General features: G+C 30.0%; 22 protein-coding genes and 1 tRNA gene. 5 read left to right on the top strand and 18 right to left on the bottom strand.

Annotation, left to right across the window (positions count from 1 at the left end; all coding sequences use genetic code 11):
• Nucleotides 1–4 precede the first annotated feature (4 nt).
• From dxs to ACTTBN_RS04175, 3 genes are read right to left on the bottom strand one after another with little or no spacing between them, the layout of a single operon-like run.
• Entirely contained in the window at nucleotides 5–1921 is a 1917-nt protein-coding gene (gene dxs / locus ACTTBN_RS04165; protein WP_440681140.1) for a 1-deoxy-D-xylulose-5-phosphate synthase, read from the bottom strand.
• Complete coding sequence (locus ACTTBN_RS04170; RefSeq protein ID WP_440681142.1) at nucleotides 1918–2790, bottom strand: polyprenyl synthetase family protein; 873 nt, start codon at nucleotides 2788–2790, stop codon at nucleotides 1918–1920. Before ACTTBN_RS04170 ends, dxs begins: the two co-directional genes overlap by 4 nt.
• Complete coding sequence (locus ACTTBN_RS04175; protein ID WP_440681143.1) at nucleotides 2787–3023, bottom strand: exonuclease VII small subunit; 237 nt, start codon at nucleotides 3021–3023, stop codon at nucleotides 2787–2789. Before ACTTBN_RS04175 ends, ACTTBN_RS04170 begins: the two co-directional genes overlap by 4 nt.
• 20 nt (nucleotides 3024–3043) lie before the next feature.
• Between ACTTBN_RS04175 and ACTTBN_RS04180 the strand changes: the two genes are divergently transcribed.
• The 3 genes from ACTTBN_RS04180 to ACTTBN_RS04190 are packed head-to-tail and all read left to right on the top strand — an operon-like array spanning nucleotide 3044 to nucleotide 5492.
• Nucleotides 3044–3979: an L-threonylcarbamoyladenylate synthase gene (locus ACTTBN_RS04180; protein WP_440681145.1), complete on the top strand. Its 936-nt coding sequence runs from the start codon at nucleotides 3044–3046 to the stop codon at nucleotides 3977–3979.
• Complete coding sequence (locus ACTTBN_RS04185) at nucleotides 3976–4704, top strand: ABC transporter ATP-binding protein (protein ID WP_440681146.1); 729 nt, start codon at nucleotides 3976–3978, stop codon at nucleotides 4702–4704. Before ACTTBN_RS04180 ends, ACTTBN_RS04185 begins: the two co-directional genes overlap by 4 nt.
• Nucleotides 4701–5492, top strand: a complete 792-nt coding sequence (locus ACTTBN_RS04190) for an ABC transporter permease (RefSeq protein WP_440681147.1) — start codon at nucleotides 4701–4703, stop codon at nucleotides 5490–5492. The genes ACTTBN_RS04185 and ACTTBN_RS04190 overlap by 4 nt, the downstream gene beginning before the upstream one ends.
• A 1-nt stretch (nucleotide 5493) precedes the next feature.
• Here ACTTBN_RS04190 and ACTTBN_RS04195 read toward each other — a convergent pair.
• Nucleotides 5494–5570 (bottom strand) — tRNA-Arg (locus ACTTBN_RS04195).
• A gap of 23 nt (nucleotides 5571–5593) precedes the next feature.
• On the opposite strand from ACTTBN_RS04195, the gene ACTTBN_RS04200 reads away from it, so the two are divergent.
• Entirely contained in the window at nucleotides 5594–6574 is a 981-nt protein-coding gene (locus tag ACTTBN_RS04200) for an RluA family pseudouridine synthase (protein WP_440681148.1), read from the top strand.
• 53 nt (nucleotides 6575–6627) lie between these two features.
• Nucleotides 6628–7509, top strand: a complete 882-nt coding sequence (gene rpoH, locus ACTTBN_RS04205; RefSeq protein WP_440681149.1) for an RNA polymerase sigma factor RpoH — start codon at nucleotides 6628–6630, stop codon at nucleotides 7507–7509.
• On the opposite strand, the gene ACTTBN_RS04210 is transcribed toward rpoH, so the two are convergent.
• The 14 genes from ACTTBN_RS04210 to ACTTBN_RS04275 all read right to left on the bottom strand — a co-directional run bounded on the left by ACTTBN_RS04210 (nucleotide 7506) and on the right by ACTTBN_RS04275 (nucleotide 21322).
• Nucleotides 7506–8798, bottom strand: a complete 1293-nt coding sequence (locus ACTTBN_RS04210; RefSeq protein ID WP_440681150.1) for an adenylosuccinate synthase — start codon at nucleotides 8796–8798, stop codon at nucleotides 7506–7508. The genes rpoH and ACTTBN_RS04210 overlap by 4 nt on opposite strands.
• Nucleotides 8798–9610, bottom strand: coding sequence for a bifunctional hydroxymethylpyrimidine kinase/phosphomethylpyrimidine kinase (gene thiD, locus ACTTBN_RS04215; RefSeq protein ID WP_440681151.1), 813 nt, complete (start codon nucleotides 9608–9610; stop codon nucleotides 8798–8800). Before thiD ends, ACTTBN_RS04210 begins: the two co-directional genes overlap by 1 nt.
• A gap of 1 nt (nucleotide 9611) precedes the next feature.
• Entirely contained in the window at nucleotides 9612–10943 is a 1332-nt protein-coding gene (gene glmM, locus ACTTBN_RS04220) for a phosphoglucosamine mutase (protein ID WP_440681152.1), read from the bottom strand.
• Nucleotides 10943–11995 (bottom strand): dihydropteroate synthase, encoded by a 1053-nt coding sequence (gene folP, locus ACTTBN_RS04225; protein ID WP_440681153.1) that lies wholly within the window; start codon nucleotides 11993–11995, stop codon nucleotides 10943–10945. Before folP ends, glmM begins: the two co-directional genes overlap by 1 nt.
• Before the next feature lie 4 nt (nucleotides 11996–11999).
• Nucleotides 12000–13907 (bottom strand): ATP-dependent zinc metalloprotease FtsH, encoded by a 1908-nt coding sequence (gene ftsH / locus ACTTBN_RS04230; RefSeq protein ID WP_440681154.1) that lies wholly within the window; start codon nucleotides 13905–13907, stop codon nucleotides 12000–12002.
• A 63-nt stretch (nucleotides 13908–13970) separates the two neighbouring features.
• Nucleotides 13971–14999: a tRNA lysidine(34) synthetase TilS gene (tilS, locus tag ACTTBN_RS04235; RefSeq protein ID WP_440681155.1), complete on the bottom strand. Its 1029-nt coding sequence runs from the start codon at nucleotides 14997–14999 to the stop codon at nucleotides 13971–13973.
• The gene (gene ybgF / locus ACTTBN_RS04240; protein WP_440681156.1) at nucleotides 14959–15966 is read right to left on the bottom strand and encodes a tol-pal system protein YbgF; all 1008 of its coding nucleotides are present in this window, start codon (nucleotides 15964–15966) and stop codon (nucleotides 14959–14961) included. Before ybgF ends, tilS begins: the two co-directional genes overlap by 41 nt.
• Nucleotides 15967–16047: 81 nt before the next feature.
• Nucleotides 16048–16608 carry a peptidoglycan-associated lipoprotein Pal gene (gene pal, locus ACTTBN_RS04245; RefSeq protein WP_440681157.1) on the bottom strand — a complete coding sequence of 187 codons (561 nt, stop codon included), beginning with the start codon at nucleotides 16606–16608 and terminating at the stop codon, nucleotides 16048–16050.
• A 118-nt stretch (nucleotides 16609–16726) separates the two neighbouring features.
• On the bottom strand, nucleotides 16727–18064 hold the full coding sequence (gene tolB / locus ACTTBN_RS04250) for a Tol-Pal system beta propeller repeat protein TolB (protein WP_440681159.1): 1338 nt from the start codon (nucleotides 18062–18064) through the stop codon (nucleotides 16727–16729).
• 14 nt (nucleotides 18065–18078) lie between these two features.
• Nucleotides 18079–18945 (bottom strand): energy transducer TonB, encoded by an 867-nt coding sequence (locus ACTTBN_RS04255; RefSeq protein ID WP_440681160.1) that lies wholly within the window; start codon nucleotides 18943–18945, stop codon nucleotides 18079–18081.
• Between the two features lie 5 nt (nucleotides 18946–18950).
• A complete protein-coding gene (tolR, locus tag ACTTBN_RS04260; RefSeq protein WP_440681161.1) occupies nucleotides 18951–19367 on the bottom strand; it encodes a protein TolR in 417 nt (138 codons plus the stop codon).
• Nucleotides 19368–20042 carry a protein TolQ gene (gene tolQ / locus ACTTBN_RS04265; RefSeq protein ID WP_440681162.1) on the bottom strand — a complete coding sequence of 225 codons (675 nt, stop codon included), beginning with the start codon at nucleotides 20040–20042 and terminating at the stop codon, nucleotides 19368–19370.
• 78 nt (nucleotides 20043–20120) lie between these two features.
• Complete coding sequence (locus ACTTBN_RS04270) at nucleotides 20121–20600, bottom strand: crossover junction endodeoxyribonuclease (protein WP_440681163.1); 480 nt, start codon at nucleotides 20598–20600, stop codon at nucleotides 20121–20123.
• Entirely contained in the window at nucleotides 20600–21322 is a 723-nt protein-coding gene (locus tag ACTTBN_RS04275; protein ID WP_440681164.1) for a YebC/PmpR family DNA-binding transcriptional regulator, read from the bottom strand. Before ACTTBN_RS04275 ends, ACTTBN_RS04270 begins: the two co-directional genes overlap by 1 nt.
• Nucleotides 21323–21324 lie beyond the last annotated feature (2 nt).

Here is a 21324-nt window from a genome sequence, read left to right on the forward strand (position 1 = left end):
CTAATTAGTTTTTAACTACTCTAATTGAATCCTTATTAAATAAAACTTCTAACACTTTTTTTATTATTTGGGGACTATTCAGTCCAGCAATATCATACATTTTTTTTGGGTTATCTTGCTCTATAAATTCATCTGGAAGAGTCATGGATCTAAATTTTAAACCTTTATCGAATATCCCTTTTTCAGCTAATAAATTTTTAACATGTGAACCAAATCCTCCTATAGAACCTTCTTCAATTGTAATCATTAATTCATGTTCTCTTGCAGATTTTAAAATTAAATCTTCATCTAAAGGTTTAGCAAATCTTGCATCTATGATTGTTGTTGAAATACCCTTTGCTTTCAATTCTTCTGCTGCTACTTTGCATTCTTCAAGTCTAGTTCCTAAACTCAATAAACAAACTTGGGTTCCTTGTTGAATAATTTTTCCTTTACCTATCTCTATTTTTTCCTCTATTGAAGGAAGTTCAACTCCAATACCTGTTCCCCTTGGATATCTTATTGCACAGGGTTTATCATTAATATCAACCGAGGTATTAATCATTTTTACTAACTCAGCTTCATCACTAGCTGCCATCACAATAAAATTTGGTAAAGTTGACAAATAAGTAATATCAAAAGACCCTGCATGCGTTGATCCGTCTGCACCAACTAGTCCAGCTCTATCAATTGCAAATCTTACAGGAAGACTCTGTATTGCTACATCATGAACAACTTGATCATAAGCTCTTTGAAGAAAGGTAGAATAGATTGCTGCATAGGGTTTATACCCTTCTGTTGCAAGACCTGCTGCAAAAGTAACAGCATGCTGTTCAGCAATACCAACGTCAAACATTCTTTTAGGAAATTCCTTTCCAAAAATATCCATACCTGTTCCACCTGGCATTGCTGCAGTTATTCCAACAATTTTACTGTCTTTTTTTGCATGTTTGACAAGTGTATTCGCAAAAACTTTTGTATAGGCTGGTAAATTAGAACCGCTCTTTTGTTGCTCTCCAGTTTCAACATTAAATTTTGATACTCCATGATAGTGATCGCTGGCTTTTTCAGCATATGAGTATCCTTTTCCTTTTTGAGTTTTAATATGTATCATAATTGGACCTTCATGCTTTGAGTCTCTAGCATTTCTTAAAATAGGGATAAGTGTGGAAAGATCATGTCCATCTATTGGTCCTGCATAATAAAAACCTAGTGAGCTAAACAGTGTTCCACCTGTAACAGCTGAACGAAAAAAATCTTCTGCCTTGCCAGCTTTAGCACTAAATCTTTTTGAAAAAGCTGAGGTGATTAATTTTAAAGTTTCTCTTAAGCTAAAATAAATTTTTCCAGTAAATAGCTTTGCTAAATATGTTCTCATTGCACCTACTGGTTTTGCAATAGACATATCATTATCATTTAATATAACGATCATTTTAGTTTTAGATGCACCAGCGTTATTCATAGCTTCGTATGCCATACCAGCACTAATTGCACCATCTCCAATAACAGCTATTACATTTGAAGATTTATTTTCTAATTTATTTGCTTCAGCCATACCAAGTGCAGATGATATAGATGTGGAACTATGGGCTGCACCAAATGGATCATATTCACTCTCAGATCTTTTGGTAAAACCTGATAAACCATTACCTTGTCTTAAAGTAGTAATTTTTTCTTTTCTTCCTGTTAAAATTTTATGTGGATATGCTTGGTGTCCTACATCCCAAATTAATCTATCATTAGGGGTGTCAAAAACATAGTGTAGAGCTACAGTCAACTCAACAACACCTAGACCTGCCCCTAGATGTCCCCCAGTTTTAGATACTGCTCTAATCATCTCTTTTCTAACTTCGTCAGCTACTTGTTGTAAATCATTTTCAGAAACTTTTCTTAAATCAGATGGAAAATAAATATTATCTAAAAACTTGTAATTATTTTTCATTTATTTCTATTCAATATAAATTCTAATGTATCATTTAATTTTTTTGATTTTGAACCATAAATTTTTAAATTTCTATTAATATCTGAAATAATCTTAACACAATATTTGGTTGAAGCATCATAGCCTAGCAAACTTATAAGCGTAGCTTTGCCTTTTTTTTGATCTTTTTTGGTTTTTTTCCCAGCAATTTTAGAATTACCTTTAAAGTCTATTAAATCATCTGCTATTTGAAAAAGAAGACCAATATCAGAACCAACACTCTCAAAAAATTTAATTTCCTTTACACTTTTCTCTTTAATGATTGCTGGGACCGCACAACAGAAACTAAAAAGTTTTCCTGTTTTTTTAATCTCCATATCTATAATTTGTTTTTTTGAAACTTTTTTTTTTTCAAAATCTAAATCTAAATATTGACCACCCGCTATACCCAAATGTCCTGAACATATAGAAAGTTTATCTACTAATTTAACTTTAATTTTATCGCTCAAATTTAACTTTGAGCTAGTTAAAATTTCAAAAGCCATTGTTAATAATGAATTTCCTGCAAGGACAGCTGTTGACTCGCCAAATTTAATATGAGCTGATGGTTTGCCTCTTCTCATATTATCATTATCCATACATGGTAAATCATCATGAATAAGAGAATAAGCATGAATGCATTCCACAGCCGCTCCTATAGTAATTAATGTTTTATAGTTAATTGAAAATAACGATCCAATATCAATTAATATTTTAGATCTAATTTTTTTTCCTCCAGGAAACAGTCCATATTTCATTGCATAAATTAATTTAGAATTTCCTTGTTCCTTAATGTATCTTTTCAAGAATACATTTGTATCTTTTGCAATTTTAGTAAGTTGATTTTTCACTTTCTCTTAATAATTTCCTTAATTTTTTTATTTGTATTTTCACTAATAGATTTAAAATTTTTCTGAAATTTTTTTTCAATTAATTTATTTAATTTTAATAGCTCTTGATAACTCTCTACAGAGTTGTTTAAATCATCCTTTTCCTCTAATGATTTTATTATTTGATTTGCTTCATCTGTCAATTCCTCGATCGTTCTATTATTATAATCGAGTGGTAAATTTTTATCTTTCATATATTAATCATTACTATTACATGAAAAATATTCAATCAAATATCAAAAAAGCAAAAAATTACTTGGATAAGAGTCATTGTATAGCTGTCCCAACAGAAACTGTTTATGGACTTGCTGGTAATGCATACTCGGACAATGCTGTTAAAAAGATTTTTAATCTAAAAAAGAGACCTGCTAACAATCCATTAATTGTTCACTATTATAATTTAAAAAAAATTTCAGAAGATTGTGAGATAAATGATAGTTTTGTTAAACTTTATAAAAAATTTTCTCCAGGGCCTATAACATATATACTTAAACTTAAAAAAAATTCCAAGATATCAAAGTTAGTTACTAATAATAAAAAAACAATTGCTATACGATTTCCAAAACATCCTTTATTTAGAAAATTACTTAAAAATTTAGATTATCCAGTTGCAGCACCAAGTGCTAATATTTCTTCAAGATTAAGTGCTGTAAAAGCAGAAGACGTCAAAGAAGAATTTGGCAGAAAAATAAAATTTATTTTAGATGGTGGTGTTTGCAAGATAGGTGTTGAGTCCACAATTATAAGCATAATAAACAAACCTAGAATACTTAGATATGGGGGATTAAGTGTTTCAAAAATCAAAAAAACTTTAAATCAAAAAATAATAATTAATATAAATTCAAAAAATAAAATTTCTCCCGGTCTTTTTCCTTTGCACTACTCACCAGGAATACCTTTAAGAATGAATGTGAAAAAAAATAAAAAAAATGAAGCTTTCATACTCTTAAAAAAAAGAGAAAATGTATCTAAAGATGTTTATTATTTAAGCAAAACAAATAACTTAAATGAATCTGCTAAAAACCTGTATAGTGTTTTGAGGAAAATAAAAAATGATAAATATAAATCAATAGCTGTAGAAAAAATACCGAATAAAGGAATTGGTAAAACAATAAATGATAGACTCAAGAGAGCATCGAACTTCAAATGAAAAACTCAATAGAAGTCATAAGTCTTTCAAAATCATTTAAGACTAAAAAAGCAGTCAATAATATAAATTTTAAAATTAATGAAAATGAAATAGTAGGACTGTTAGGTCCAAATGGTTGTGGAAAAACAACAACCATTGGAATGATATTAGGATTATTAAAACCCTCAAGTGGCCAGGTATTAATTAATGGCAAAAATATTGAAAATAATAAAATCTCAATTCTGCACAAAATGAATTTTATTTCTCCCTATATTGAATTACCTAAAAAATTAACTGTAAAGCAAAATCTTATTGTATATGGGAAGCTATATAATATTAAAAATTTGAATGAGAGGATTATTTTTCTTTCAGAAAAATTAAGATTAGAAGATCTATTAGATAAAATTACTGGAGAACTGTCATCAGGTCAAAAAAATAGGGTCAGTCTTGCGAAAGCATTAATTAATGATCCAACTGTTCTCTTATTAGATGAACCAACTGCTGCTCTAGATCCAGAAACAGCAGATTTTATAAGAACCTTTTTAGAAAAGTACAAAGAAGAAAAAAAAATATCTGTTTTATTGGCTTCTCATAACATGGATGAAGTGAAGAGATTATGCAATTCAGTTATGATGATGAAAGATGGTAATATCGTGGATAGTGGAACTCCAGAAGATTTAATAAAAAAATATGGACAAAAAAACCTGGAAGAAGTTTTTTTAGAAATTGTTAGGAAAGACAAATGAATATTACAAGAATATATGGATTATTTTTAAGGCATTTTTATTTAATTACTAGATCGTTCCCCAGAATACTTGATTTAATATATTGGCCTTCTATCCAGATAACTCTTTGGGGTTTCATTTCAAATTTTTTTGCAGCACACAGTTCATACTATAGTGGAGCTGTAGGAGTTATTTTGTCTTGTGCAATTCTTTACGATTTCCTATTTAGAACCAGCATAGGTTTTAATATGTTATTTTTAGAAGAAATTTGGAGTAGAAATTTTACCAATTTATTTATTGCTCCAATGAAAATTAGTGAAATAATTACTGCACTTGTGATTACTGCTTTAATACGAGCTTTGATTGGATTGATACCAGCAATATTATTAACTTCGCCATTATTTGGCATATCTATATTAAACTTGGGATTGCCATTAGCTTTTCTTTTTTTAAGTTTGTATATTTTTGGTATCACATTAGGTCTTTTTGTTTCAGCTGGATTGCTAAGATTTGGACCATCATTTGAGAATATCGCCTGGTCTACAATGTTTTTGCTAGCACCTTTTGGTTGTATATATTATCCAGTTGAAATTTTACCAGAAATATTTCAATCAATAGCATTTGCATTGCCGTTGGTTTATATATTTGAAGAAACCAGAAATATATTAGTTAATGGAACTGTAAGCTACGAAAATGTTCGTATCGCACTTTCACTAAATGCATTTTATTTCACAGCTGCTGTAGCAACTTTTTATTTTTCGTTTGATAAAGCAAGAGAAAAAGGGACATTAATTAATATTGGAGAGTAAATGGTGCGCCTGCAAGGAGTCGAACCCTGAACCTCCAGAGCCGAAATCTGGCGCTCTATCCAGTTGAGCTACAAGCGCATATAGTATTAATATTATATTTTATGGAAAAAAGCATTAATTTTATAGTTGAAGAAGAAGAAAAGAATTTAAGAGTCGATGTATTAATTAACAAAAGAAACGAAATTATTAGTAGGACCAGAGTTAAAAATTTAATTTTAAAAGAAAAATTAAAACTAAATAATGAAATAATTAAGAACCCATCGAAAAAAGTTTCGATTGGTGATATGGTAAATCTTACAATTCCAGAGCCAGAGATTGCATCTTTAAAACCTTATAATTTTAAATTAAATATTGTTTTTGAAGATTCAGATTTATTAGTAATTAATAAACCTGCAGGAATAATAATGCATCCTGGGGCAGGCAACTATGACAAAACAATTGTAAATGCATTAATGCATTACAACAAAGAATCTTTGTCAACAATTGGGGATGAATTAAGGCCTGGAATTGTTCATAGAATTGATAAAAATACCTCAGGTTTAGTTGTGATAGCAAAAAATAATGAGACCCATGAAAATTTATCGAAACAGTTCAGCAACCATACAATTATTAGAGAATACCAACTTTTAATATGGGGAAAACTTAGACCGTCTTTTGGAAGAATAGAAACATTTATAACTCGTAGTTCAAAAAATAGACAACTTATGGAGGTGAGCCGCTCTAAAGGTAAGAAAGCTATAACAAATTACAAAACAATTGAAATTTTTGAAAATAAAAAAATTCCAACATTAAGTTTAGTCGAATGTAAATTAGAAACTGGGAGAACTCATCAAATAAGAGTACACATGAACTATAAAGGCAATAGTTTAGTTGGTGATGATAAATATAAAAAAAAATATAAAAAATTAAAAAATGTCGATTTTGACATTCAAAACTCAATTACAAATTTAAACAGACAATTTCTACACGCAAAAACTTTAGGCTTTGTTCATCCTAGAACTCAGAAAGAGTTGATTTTTACCTCAATTTTGCCTCAAGAACTAAATAGTATTTTAAAAATGCTAAGAAATACTGAAGAATAAATTATTGAAAATTAGGTATAATTAACTAAATAAACACTGCTATGAGCACAACTATGAGCAATAATCTACCTGCACTTTCCAATGAGGGTGGTCTTTCTGCATACTTGGAACAGATTAAAAAATTTCCAATGTTGGCTGCAGAAGAAGAATATATGTTAGCTAAAAATTGGAGGACAACTGGAAATGTAAAAGCGGCAGAAAAACTAGTTACAAGCCATTTAAGGCTGGTCGCGAAAATAGCTATGGGTTACAAAGGGTATGGTTTACCAGTAAATGAAATGATTTCTGAGGGAAATGTCGGTCTCATGCAGGCTGTTAAAAAATTTGAACCTGAAAAGGGTTTTAGATTAGCGACATATGCAATGTGGTGGATTAAAGCATCTATCCAAGAGTATATTTTAAGATCTTGGAGTCTTGTAAAAATTGGAACTACTACAGCTCAAAAGAAATTATTTTTTAATTTAAAGAAAATAAAAAATCAAATATCTCCTGAAACTGAAGGTGATTTGAGAGATGAGCATGTAAACCATATTGCTAATAAACTTGATGTAAGCAAGGAAGAAGTTGTTTCAATGAATAGAAGACTTTCTGGAAAAGAATTTTCATTAAATGCTCAAGTTGGAGAAGATGGAGATGAATGGCAAGATTGGTTAGTTGATAAAGAACTTGATCATGATTTAAAATTTGCTCAACATGAAGAAATGGAAAATAGAAAAGATCTCTTAAAAGACTCTATAAAAATTCTTAATGATAGAGAAAGAGAAATTTTATATTCGAGAAGACTGAATGATGATCCAACCACCCTGGAAGATTTAAGTAAGCAGTATAAAATTAGTAGAGAACGTGTCAGACAGATAGAAAATAAAGCATTTGAAAAACTTCAAAAACAGATGCTTCTTTTAGCTAAATCTAAAAACCTATTACCTGCAAATTAAATATCAAAAGGATTTTCAATTAAAATTGTATCTTCTCTTTCAGGACTCGTGGATACGCTTGATACTTTTGCACCAATAAAATCTTCAACTGCAAAAATATATTTTTTTGCATTTTCTGGTAACGAATCCATATTTTTAATTCCACTTGTAGAAACATTCCATCCTGGAAAAATTTTGTAAACAGGTCTAATTTTAATTTGATCCTCTACAGCTGCCGGCAAATAATCTATTGTTTTTCCATCAAGTTCATATGCTATACACATTTTAATTTCATCTAATTCATCAAGAACATCTAATTTGGTTAATGCTATACCATCTATTCCTGAAACTTTTATTGTTTGTCTTACTAAAACTCCATCAAACCAACCACATCTCCTTTTCCTACTTGTTACTGTTCCAAATTCCTTTCCTCTTGTTCCTAGCAATTCACCTATATTGTCAGTTAATTCGGTTGGAAAAGGACCTTCTCCCACTCGAGTAGTATAAGCTTTGGTAATTCCTAGAACATAATTAATAGAGTTGGGGCCACATCCAGTTCCTGTAGCTGCACTAGATGCAACTGTATTTGATGAAGTTACAAAAGGATATGTTCCATGATCAACATCTAACAAGATTCCTTGCGCTCCCTCAAATAATATTTTCTTTTTTTGTTTTTTGAATTGATCAATTTTTAGCCACACAGGTTGTGAAAATTCTAATATTTTAGGTGCTATTTTAAGTAATTCAGATTTCAGCTGATCTTTCTCAAAAATTTTTTTTCCTAAACCTTTTCTTATCGCATTGTGATGAACTAGAACTGCTTCTAATCTCTGATCTAAGTTTTTTTCAGATCTTAGGTCCATTACTCGTATAGATCTTCTTCCAACCTTATCCTCATAAGCAGGTCCAATTCCTCTTCTTGTAGTTCCTATTTTACCTTTTCCTGCAGCATCTTCTCTTATCTCATCCATTTCTCTATGAAATGGTAGAATTAAATTTGCAGATTCTGATATAATAAAGTTATCTGTGTTAACTTCTACACCTTTAGATTTAATTTCTTCAATCTCATCTAGTAAAGCCCATGGGTCTACAACCACTCCATTTCCAATTATTGAAATTTTTCCTTTTCTGACAATTCCAGATGGAAGCAGTCTTAATTTGTATGTTACTCCATCAATGACAAGTGTATGTCCTGCGTTATGCCCTCCTTGAAATCTAATTACAATATCTGCTTGCTCTGATAACCAATCAACTATTTTGCCTTTTCCTTCATCACCCCATTGAGATCCAACAACAACTATATTTTTCATTATTTAAATTTTTTATCTATTTTTATTGAAATGAGATGGTTTATTGGGCCATGTCCTTTTCCATATTTAGGGTTAGAATTAATTGCAGAATTTACATACTTAATTCCAAGCTCACAAGATTTCTTTACAGTTTTTCCACATGATAAAAATGTTGTTATTGCACTAGATAAAGTACACCCAGTTCCGTGTGTATTCTGTGTATTATATCTTTTGTTTCTAAAGATTTTAAGTTCATCCTTACTTACAAAAACATCCTCTACAAATTTGCTTTCTAAGTGACCACCTTTAATAAGTACATTTTTTGCTCCAAAATTAATTAATTTATATGCTGCATAAATCATTTCTTCTTTAGATTTTATTTTAGTTTTAGTAAGAATTTCTGCCTCTGGTATGTTGGGTGTGATAAGCAAAACTTTTTGTATTAATTTTGATTTTAAAAGATCGATTGCTTTACTATTTATTAATTTAACGCCACCTTTAGCAACCATTACTGGATCTAAAATTATTTTTTTAACTTTGATTTTATTTAAAGATTTTATTACAAACTTAATTACCTCTGGAGAATGAAGCATACCAATTTTTATTGCATCTGGTTTTATATCATTAGATGTAAAAACAATTTGATTTAAAATTTCTTTTGGGTTAATTGCAATAATTGATTTTACTCCCGTGGTATTTTGAGTTGTTACTGCTGTAATAGCTGTCATCGCATATGACCCTAAAGCTGTTATAGTTTTTATATCAGCTTGAATTCCAGCACCACCTGATGAATCAGATCCTGCAATAATTAAAATTTTTGATTTTAGTCTCAAATTATTTTATTTTTTTTTGTATAATATTTAAACATTTAGATAAAAGAATTTTATTTTCACTTTCACCCATTAATCTTATTTTTGACTCTGTTCCTGATTTCCTTACTAAAATACGTCCATGACCTTTTATCAACTTCTCTGCAATTTTAATCTGTTTTTTAACTTCATCATTCTGAATTATATTTTTATTTTTTACATCTATATTTATTAATATTTGTGGAGTTTTCTTAAATGTATTAAAAAAATCACTTGCTCTTTTTCCTTTTCTTAATGCAAAAAGAGTCTCCAAGGCCACAAGCAAACCATCTCCTGTTGTAGCGAATTTACCTAATATAATATGTCCAGATTGCTCGCCACCTAAATTAAATTTATATTTTTGCATTTTTTCTTTAACATATCTATCTCCTACATCTGCACGAATAAATTTTATTTTCTTAGATTGAAAATATTTTTCTAAAGCAAAGTTTGACATCAGTGTGCCTATAACACCACCCTTTAGCATTTTTTTATTTTTCCATCTTGTTGCTAGAGCAGCAATAATTTGATCTCCATCTACAATATTACTTTTTTCATCACACATAATAATTCTGTCAGCATCACCATCTAAAGAAATTCCAATATGTGCATTATATTTTCTTACTGCAGATTTAATTTTATTTGGAAAAGTTGAACCACAATTCTTATTTATGTTTAAACCATTTGGTTTAACTCCTATAGCTATAACTTTTGCACCTAAAGATTTTAGTAATTCAGGTCCCGCTCTATAGGCAGCACCATTTGCACAATCGATTACTATTCTTAACCCTCTTAAATTAAATTCTTTATTAAAATTTTTTTTTAAAATTTTAATGTATTTTTTTGTACCAGTCTCTAATCGTTTTACCCTACCTAATTTTTCAGGCTTTGACAAATTGTGTAAAATATCTTTATCAATAATTCTTTCGATTTTCTTCTCTATTTTATCTGATAATTTCATTCCATCGGGACCAAATAATTTCAATCCGTTATCATAATGTTGATTGTGTGAGGCCGTAATCATAATGCCCAAATTAGCTTTCATCGCTTTAGTCATCATGGCTAGACCATTTGTTGGCAATGGTCCTAAGGTAAATACATGCATTCCAGCAGAAGCTAGACCCGCTACCAATGCAGGCTCCAAAGTATATCCAGATAATCTTGTGTCTTTTGCAATAATTGCTATTTGTTTTCTTCTTTTTTGAGATTTGAAATAAGTTCCACTTGCTAAACCAAATTTAAAAAACATGTCCCCATTAATCTTTTGTCCATTAATAGGTCCTCTTATTCCATCAGTTCCAAAGTATTTTTTTGCCATTAATTTTTTATGATTTCTTTATAAGTTTTTATACCCTGCATAAGCTCATTTACATCATGAATTCTTAATATTTGAACCCCTTGAGACATTAAAAAAATTGAAGATGCCAATGTCCCTCCTATTCTAAATTTACTATCGTTGATACCTGAAATTTCTTTAATAAATCTCTTTCTTGAATTACCAACAAGTATAGGAAAACCCAGTGAATGAAAAATAGAAATACCTCTAATTAAATTCATATTATGTTTCAAATTTTTTCCAAATCCAATACCAGGGTCTAAGATAATATTATTGTGTCTAATTCCTTTAGATCTTATTAGTTTAATTTTCTCTTCAAAGAAATCATAAATATCTAACAATTCATTCATGTACTTTGGATTTTTTTGCATATTATCTGGATTGCCTTGTGTGTGCTGAATGACAAAAGGAATTTTATAATTTTTCAAAACATTAATAGTATCAGAATCATAACTTAATCCCGAAACATCATTGATTAATTTAACACCCAATTTAATACCTTTTTTCATAATTTTAGATTTTCTTGTATCTAAAGATATTGGAAATTTTTTACTTAAAAAATTTAATATTTTTTTAATTCTATTCCATTCAATTTTATCATTGATAGATTTTGATCCTGGCCTTGTAGACTCGCCTCCAACATCAATTAAATTACTTCCTTGATTAAATAATTGAATAGCTCGTTCAATTGCTTTTTTTTTTGTATTATATTTTCCGCCATCAGAAAAACTATCTGGCGTTAAATTTAATACACCTAAAATATTTGGAATTTTTTTAAAATTAAAATTTGAAAAATTTTTTTTACTTGATTTAATTTTTTGAATATCAAATTCAACTTTTGCTTTTAATGACCTTGGTAAATTTTTAATTTGATTAATAAATATTTTTTTTTTTGATTTTCTTGTAATTATTTCAATTTGATCGAAAGATATTTCTTTTATTTGACTTAAGGGAATTGCTTTTTTTTTATTTACTAATTCTTTTGATTGGTTTCCATAGTAGAAATTACACGCTCTAGTGTAATGTCTATGCATAAATTTAATGTACTATTTTTGGCTTTAAACCCATCGCTCCTAAAGCTGAGTCCTGATCATCTTTTTGATCAGTATTTTCTAAAACTTTATCTTTAGGGTATAAATTTTTATTAATTATATTTTCAATTTCTTCACCTGTTAAAGTTTCATAAGTTATAAGAGCTTTTGCAATTTTATGAAGATCTTCAATTTTTTCTGTTAATATTTTTCTAGCTTCATTGTATCCCTCATCAACTAATTTTCTTATCTCTTTATCTATCTTTTGAGCAATGTCTTCTGATACTGATTGAGTTTGAGTCACTGATCTTCCCAAAAATACCTCTTCTTGATTTTCACCATACTCTACTGGTCCCATTTCTTCACTCATTCCATATTTAGTTACCATTGCTCTAGCTAATTGTGTTGCTTGGCTAATGTCAGAACCGCTTCCGCCACCAGCACCTGTAGAAATATTATCTTTTCCAAAAATTAATTCTTCCGCAACTCTGCCACCAAAACAAACAGCCAATCTAGCTTTTAGATATTTAATTGAATAACCATGCTTATCTCTTTCGGGTAGATTCATTACCATTCCCAAAGCTCTTCCTCTAGGTATGATTGTAGCTTTATGAATAGGATCATAGCTTGGCATATTAAACGAAACCAATGCATGACCCCCTTCATGATATGCTGTTAATTTTTTTTCATCTTCAGTCATAACCATTGACCTTCTCTCAGCACCCATCATAACTTTGTCTTTTGCTTCTTCAAATTCTAACAATGTAACGATTCTTTTATTTTTTCTTGCAGCCAAAAGAGCAGCTTCGTTAACTAAATTAGCTAAATCTGCACCTGAAAAACCAGGTGTTCCGCGAGCTATAGTTCTCAAATTTACATCTGGTGATATTTTGATTTTTTTGACATGCACTTTCAAAATTTTTTCTCTACCAATAATATCTGGGTTTGAAACAACAACTTGTCTGTCAAATCTTCCGGGTCTTAGTAATGCTGGATCAAGTACATCAGGTCTATTAGTTGCAGCAATAATGATAACACCTTCATTGGTATCAAAACCATCCATCTCAACCAATAATTGATTTAAGGTTTGTTCTCTCTCATCATTACCTCCACCAAGTCCAGCTCCTCTACTTCTTCCTACAGCATCAATTTCATCAATAAAAATTATACAAGGTGAATTCTTTTTTCCTTGCTCAAACATATCTCTTACTCTTGAAGCACCTACTCCAACAAACATTTCAACAAAATCAGATCCTGAAATTGTAAAAAAAGGAACTCCTGCTTCGCCAGCTATTGCTCTCGCTAATAAAGTTTTACCTGTTCCTGGAGGACCTACGAGCAATGCACCTCTTGGTATCTTTCCTCCTAGTCGACTAAATTTTTTTGGATCTTTTAAAAATTCTACTATTTCTTCTACTTCTTCTTTCGCTTCCTCAACGCCAGCAACATCATTAAAAGTTACTTTACCCTTCAACTCGTTCATCATTTTTGCCTTTGATTTACCAAATCCCATGGCACCACCTTTACCACCTTGCATTTGTCTCATAAAAAATATCCAAACAGCAATTAAAAGAAGCATTGGAAACCAGGAAAGAAGTACGCCAAATAAAGAAGGCATTTTTTCCTCTAAAGGTGCAGCAGATATACTTACACCTTTTTCTGATAACTTTTCTATTAAATTAGGATCGTTAGGTGCGTATGTAGAAAAAGTATTACCATTAGAATAAACTCCTTTTATATTATTTCCTTGAATTTCAACTTTTAATACTTCACCATTCTCCACAGAAGATAAAAAATCTGAAAAAATTATTTGATTTCCTCCTCTAATATTAGATTGAGGATTTTTGAACATATTATAAAGACCAATAGTTAAAAAAACTATTATTCCCCACATAGCTAGATTTTTTAAATTCATATAGTTAAAATAAGAATTATTAGCCAATTAACAAGTGACAAAATATCAGTTATTTCTTTTACTTTAGGCCTCTTTTGTCACAATGATTGTATTATTAACTTTCTTTAACAAACAATTCCCTAGAGTTATTTTAAAGGGATTAGGTTTGTTAACGAGTTCTATTATCATATTAATTTTTTTTCCTCTAACTGGATAATATTTATGACCTACAGATTTTATAATTTGTATCAAAGATCTAAATACTATTTCCTCTGGCTGATTAAAAAAATTTTTATTCAAAAATATCGAATCTTTTTCATCAAACCCTACACTGTTATCCCTAATATTTTTTTCAACAAAATAACTCATTGAAAAATTTGCAAATTTTAGATTTTTTATAGTTAAATTAAATTTATCTTTATCAAAGCCTTGAAATTGGAGATTCTGTATTAAATTTCTAATATAAGTTCTCTTATACTTATCATTTTTATTTGATGGATCCTCAACATATTGTTCAAAAATATTTTTTGACATAAATATCAGATCTTTCTTAGAAAATTTAAGTAAAGGTCTAATCAAATTAAGTCCTTTATACTCAGATTGAGCATCAAATGAGACCAGTCCATTTAGGCCAGAACCCCTGGTCATTCTAATAAAGAAATTTTCAATTAAATCATCATTGTGATGGCCTAATAAAATATTCTTTATATTCAATTTTTTTGCTTGACGGATTAAAAGATTGTATCTTTTAAACCTTGCTGATGACTGAATGTTTTTAATAGGTTTTTTTCCATTCCACTTAAGGACATTTAATTTAATCAAATAATCTTTTAATAGATTCTTAACAAACTTTGCTTCCTCTGAGGAATTTTTCCTTAATTTATGATCAACTAAAAAATAATGTGCTTTAATCGAATTTTTAATTGCATAAATTTTTGTTAAAAAAGCAAGAGCTAAACTATCTGGTCCTCCTGATACAGCTACTAAGAAATCATCTTTTAATCTAAACTCTTTTTCAAATTTTTCATAAATTTGAAAAATTTTTTTATCTTTTAGTTTATTGATTAAAATCCTATGAGTCTTGTTTGATGCAGTCAAATTTCTTAGACTCATATTTTGCTTTTTGTAATACAGATTGATTAGCTTTTGGATATTGCAATTCTACACCATTTATCATTTTACAACCTTGGTCTTTCTCACCAATTTGAACCATTGAAACTCCAAGTTTGAGTAAATTAATTGGAGCCTTTTTACCTTTGGGGTATTTCTGATAACCTTCTAAATATGCAGATGCTGCATCAGTGTAAAGTTGTCTAATTCTAAAAGTTTCTGCATACCAATATTGAGCACTACCAGCTAACTCATCATTGGGATGAGTTAATACAAACTCTCTAAATGCTTTTTCCGCTGTTCCGTAGTCTCCAACCTTTAAAAAACTTGTTGCGAATTCATATTGTTTTCTAATTGACAAATCCTGAGGTAAAATTTTTTCTTCATTCTCAAAAATTTCTGTAACTACCGAAGCAGTTGTATCAACTGACTCGATTTTTTGTGATGTATCAGATGTTTCTGTGTCTTTATATGTTATCGAGCCTAGAAGCTGTGGTTGAGAACTTCCAGGTAGCATCTTGTTTTCCTCTACTTTGGGTTTTGAGCTTAATTGTTTAGCGGCATTAGTGTTAATGTTACTTAAATCGGTTTCTATTTCTTGAAATCTGACTTGTGTATCAGCTTGAATTTTTGTTAATCTATTTGAAAGTTTATCTAATTTAAAATTAATTTCCTCAAATTTATTTGTTAGTTCCCTAAATTGATTTTCAACCTCAGACAACTTAAGTAAATGTCGTGTTAAGACATCTTCAGAATTTGTATCAGTTTCAACAAAATTTTGATCATTTGCTTTTGTTTTAATTTCAATTGAACCTGAGTAAACTGCTCTTTCAAGTGTTTTAAGATCATTTTTTATAATTTCTAATGTCTCATAAATGTTATGATTATCTGCAAAAGAAATGTTGGTTGTAAATAATATAGTAAAAAAGAAAATGAATTTAAAAGATAGAATTTTAAATTGATTTTTCATTTATAAATAACTTTATGTATTAAAATGGCAAAAAAAAGACCCCAAAACTTTTAATAGTATTGGGGTCTTATAATTTTAATTTTAGTTTGCTTTAACAGTTACTGATCTTCTGTTTTTTGACCATGCTAATGGGTTAGAACCTGAATCTACTGGTCTTTCTTTTCCATAACTTAAAACTGTTATCCTGTCAGAAGATACACCGTAAGTCATTAAGTAGTCTTTAGCAGCATTTGCTCTTCTCTCACCAAGAGCTAAGTTGTACTCTCTAGTTCCTCTTTCATCTGCATGACCTTCGACAACTACTGTAACGCCAGGATTTTGTCTTAACCAAGCAGCTTGGGCTCTTAATGTTTCTCTTGAAGCAGTTGTAAGTATTGACTCGTTAGTCGCAAAGAAAACTCTATCAGGAACACCATCAGCCAAATATTTTACCGATTCTGTTCCCACATATACATCGCCTTGCATTTGTCCTGCAATTTTTTCAATTTTAGTTACCTCCTCTTTTTTCTCTTCTTTCTTAGGCTCTTCTTTTTTAGGAGGCTCCTCTTGTATTGCTACTTCTTTTTTTGTTGCACACGCAGATAAAACTAGGCATGCCGTTAATACCAATAATGTATTTTTAAAAATTTTGCTTAAATTCATTAAATTGCTCCTTGCTGCTAAATTCAATTTTACACTTTTTCACAACTAAATAGATGTTTCAAGTATAAAAATCAAGAAATTTAGTATTATTCAATTAGAGGTATACCTTTGATTTTTATTAATTGCTTAATAAAGATGACCATGATGGGTCAGAGGCATCTGTGGGCGTAATTATTTGTCGTTCATTGTAGCCTGTTAAATCAATTGACCATAATTTTGCAGTAAAACCCTCACCTTTCGAATCTGTTTTAGTTTCTCTATAAAATATTAGAACTCTTCCATTAGGTGACCAAGACGGTGCCTCTTGATAATAGTTTTCTGTTAATAATCTTTCACCACTTCCATCAGTTCTCATAACTCCTATATAAAACTTACCTTTATGTAATTTTGTAAATGCAATTAAGTCTCCTCTTGGTGACCATACAGGTGTACCATACAAGCCATTTCCAAAAGAAATTCGTTTGACGTCACTGCCATCACTTTTCATAATATAAATTTGCTGATATCCACTTCGATCTGAGTTGAATGTAATATATTTTCCATCAGGGGAATAGGATGGTGAAGTATCAATTGAGGGATGATTGGTAATCCTCTCTACTATTCTATTTTCTAAATCCATTGTATAAATATCTGACTTACCATCATTCGCAAAACTCATAATAATTTTTTTTCCATCAGGAGAAAATCTAGGTGCAAAAGTCATGCCAGGAAAATCTCCAACTACTTCTTGGGTTCCAGTTTCAATATCTAATAAATATACTCTCGGAAGATTTCTAAAATAAGATAAATATGTCACCATTTGACTCGTTGGATTAAATCTTGGAGTTAAAACCAATTCGTTTCCTAATGTTAAAAATTTATTATTGAATCCATCTTGATCCATGATTGCTAATTTTTTTATTCTTTGAGTCTTTGGGCCCTCTTCTGCTACATAAATTATTCTGGTATCAAAATATCCTTTCTCACCAGTCAATCGCTCATAAATTTTATCTGAAATAATATGACCTACTCTTCTCCAATTTGTTGGAACAGTTGTAAATGCTAAAGCCATCATTTCTTTAGCAGCAAGTACGTCCCATAATCTAAACTCAACTCTCAACTTATCATTTTCAAAACTTACTTTCCCGGTAACAAGTGCTTGGGCTTTAATTAGATTCCAATCCTCAAATCTAGGCTTTAAATGAGCTATGTCTGGAGCTTGCAAGAAAGCATCTTTATTTAATGGATTAAACAAACCTGAGGTTCTTAAATTATTTTCAACTATTAGTGAAATTTCCTCTCCAATATTTTCTTTTTCAAGAACTTTTTCAAAGCTTAATCTTGATTGTTCATTTATAGATAGAGGTGATATTGCTAATGGTAGAGGGTTTAAGTTTCCTCTAGTAATATCAACTTCAATTAGAGCAAAAGATTTTAAGGGAATAAAAATTAAAATTAAAAAGAATATTCTTATCATATATCTCGTTTATATTAGCCTTCTAACATTTCTCTTGCATCAAAATTTAATTGTAACTCTTTCCACCTTTCATAGCCAGTGCTAGGGACTCTCAAAGGTTGACATAATTTTACTGCTCTCAATGCACTTTCAGCCAAAACCTTATAAAATCCTTGTCCAGGCTTGTTCATCCTTGCATGATCTAAAATTTCTGTTTTAGTAACTGATCCATCTGGTTTTAATTCCAATTTAATTCTTACCAATAAATTTTCATTGTATGGTAAACCCAATGGTATACTCCAACAACCAAAAATTTGAGCTTTAAGAGCATCCTCTTCACTTAAGGTGAGGCCGGTGCTTTCAATATTTTTTACTTTATCTTGAGTAATATCATCATTATTTTTTTTAATTGTCTCAGCAGCCTCCTCTTTTGACTTATCAATCAAAGCTGCAATATTATTTGGATCAAATAAATCTTTTTTTTCAAATTCAGATACTTGTTTAACTTTAGTATCTACTTTGTCAGGGTTCTGTTTTTTCTCTTCTTTTGTTTCAATTTTTTTTAAATTTTTTTTTGGTAAAGGAACAGCTTCTGGATTTTGTTTTTCAATTTTTTTTTTAGTTTTTTCAGAAGAAACTACAGTTTTAGTTTTGTTTTTTTTTACTTTTTTTGGAGGAGCTTGTTCTGAAACTAATTTTTTTTCTTTCTCTTTTACTTTTTCTAAAGTTTTTTTTGCCTTTGGTGCATAAGGAATATTTGTCTTTTCAGCTATCTGAATTAGTTCAACAGATACTATGGGAGGAATATCAAGTGGTTTTTTAGCTAAGAATGGCAAACTTAAAGCTGTTACTAAAATTAATGCAGCATGTAGAATTGAGGAAACTATTATACTTCCATTCACACTTACTACCTCTGCTTATAAGGTTCTGAAATTAATGCTACTTTAGTAAAACCTGATCCTGACAGAAGTCCCATGATTTCAAGAACCCTACCATAATTAATAGTTTTATCACCTCTAACATATATTCTAGTATCAGTTCTATTTTTTGAAACTGCTAAAACTTTTGCAATAATATTATCATATTCAACTTTAGACTCTTGAATAAATATTTCTCCTTTTGCATTAATTGATAAGGTTAAAGGTTCTGTTTCTTCTGGCAATGAATCTGCAGAACTTTCGGGTAAATCAACTTGCACACCTACTGTCAACAAAGGAGCTGTTACCATAAATATTATTAACAATACCAACATAACATCCACAAAGGGTGTGACATTGATTTCACTCATTGGTTCTTTTGAAGAGCGATTTAACTTAAAAGCCATTTAAATAATTGTTAAAAATCTTTTGGAAAAATTCTCTAACTTTTCAGAATATTTTTTTGAGTCATTATTAAATTTATTGTAAGCAACTACTGCCGGGATTGCAGCTAAAAGTCCTAAGGCAGTAGCAAATAAAGCCTCGGCGATACCAGGTGCTACAATCGCTAAACTTGTATTTCTAGAAATTGCAATCGATTGAAAAGAATTCATGATTCCCCAAACTGTTCCGAATAATCCAATAAATGGCGCTGTTGAACCAACCGTTGCTAAAAAGGTAAAACCTTTTTCAATTTTTGTCATTTCTTTTTCCATTCCAGCCTCTAAAGATGCACTCATTCTCTCGCTCAGATTATTTCTTGATTTCTTTTTCAATAAACCTTCCATTGCACTTTGAAATACTAGAGACATAGGATCGTCAAGTTTACTAGGTAAGCTATTGTAAAAAGTTTCTGCAGACTTAGAATTCCAAAATTTCTCCTCAAACTCCTCAGACGATTTGTTAATTCTTTTAAATAACCTGTATTTATCAAAAATAATCGCCCAGGAATAAACTGAACAAAGTATTAAAATTATCATTACAGATTTTACAATTATGTCTGCTCTAAAAAATAAACTAAATAAGGAGAAGTCTGTGTTAGTTCCTAACTCGACTGCTTTTGACGCGATATCTGCTTCCATAATTACTAATCACACTGAAATGTGTCTTTATTTTGACTCTTATTTAGTAATTATATAATCAAAAATTTAATTAGAGACCTATTTTGGTAAGTTTTCATAAAAATATTTTGCTATCAAAATTGCATCTGCCTTATTAGAATCTTTTTTTTTAGAGACTTCAGAAGCAATATATGGATACATTTCAATTACCTTAGTTCTACTAGCATCCTTCTCAGAATTTAATAAGTTAAAATGTTTTTTCCATTTAACAGGCCTCACTAAATGTAAAGATAACTTTAAAGCAGCACAAACTCCTTTAATTACTCCAAAAGATTGACCAAAACTAAACATTCCTGTTACTCCTTGACCGGGCATAGCACTCACACTCTCTAAAATTACCTTATCCTCAAAATTTAATTTTTGGTTAATTAAAATATTAGCAAGTTCAGCTGCATTAATTTGTCTTTTTGATTTAGTACCATCAATCATGATCGGCATATCACAGATCATTGTAATTTTACCATCTCTTAATACACAAATTGCTCCGCTTACACCAGGATCTATGCCAACTATAGTCATTAATAAATCATTTTTGAGTTTGTAAATATATTTTGAACATCATCATCTTCATCTAGCTGTTCTAAAAACTTAATCATATTTTCTTTGCCATCCGAAGATAAATCTAAAGTATTTAATGGCACCCACTCTATATTAGTGGAAATAAAGTTGCTTATATTTTCTTCTAATTTTTTCTTAACTTCATAAATTTCATTTATCTCTGTATGTATTTCATGATGATCTTCTTTCGACAAACAATCTTGTGCACCTGCACTTATTGCTAGATCTAAGATATCATCATTACTAATTTCTTTTTTTTCAATTTTAATAACACCTAACTGTTTAAAGTTATGAGAAGCAGATCCTTGGGTACCTAAACTACCTCCAGCTTTTTGAAACATGGTTCTAATGTTAGATGCTGTTCTATTTTTATTATCAGTCAAAGTTTCAACAATAACTGCAACTTTTTCTGGTCCAAAACCTTCGTATCTTAAGCTTTCAAAATTTGAACCTGTTGCAGCAGATGATTTATCAATTGCTCTTTCAATATTATCTTTTGGCATATTTGCTGATCTAGCAGCCTGGACAGCTGATCTTAATCTTGGGTTCATTGCTGGATCTTTATCACCAAGTTTTGCGGCAACTGTAATCTCTTTTGATAATTTTGAAAATATTTTAGACCTTTGTTTATCAGCCTTTCCTTTTTTATGTTTAATTCCAGCCCAATGAGAGTGTCCAGCCATAA

The sequence above is a fragment of the Candidatus Pelagibacter sp. HIMB1623 genome, from assembly GCF_052047695.1.
Lineage (GTDB): Bacteria > Pseudomonadota > Alphaproteobacteria > Pelagibacterales > Pelagibacteraceae > Pelagibacter.